This is a genomic window from Extibacter sp. GGCC_0201, assembly GCF_017566055.1.
Lineage (GTDB): Bacteria > Bacillota > Clostridia > Lachnospirales > Lachnospiraceae > Extibacter.
The window spans coordinates 1-217 of record NZ_JABFCH010000211.1 but is presented as its reverse complement, the minus strand read 5'-3'; the positions used below and the strand labels follow the sequence as shown (position 1 = coordinate 217).

The 217-nt window shown below is 42.4% G+C and carries 1 pseudogene; it reads right to left on the bottom strand.

The features are described 5' to 3' along the window. Nucleotides 1-179: pseudogene (locus HJV72_RS19285) on the bottom strand (tRNA uridine-5-carboxymethylaminomethyl(34) synthesis GTPase MnmE); the annotation flags it as partial. Nucleotides 180-217: the final 38 nt, after the last annotated feature.

Sequence of the window (217 nt, the reverse complement as noted above, 5' to 3'; positions counted from 1 at the left end):
CGCAGACCTTTGATTTTTTTAGACAGTTGGCCATCCTGTTGACGTACTGCCATTTTTAAAGAAGCTTCACTGCGTGATTTAATAATATCCATAACTGCTTCCGCCTGGATCAGATCTATACGTCCGTTTAAAAAAGCTCTCTTTGTAAACTCGCCCGGTTCAGCCGGACGAGCGCCCATTTTATAGGTTAGACCCAGGATAGTTTTTAACGATTGTA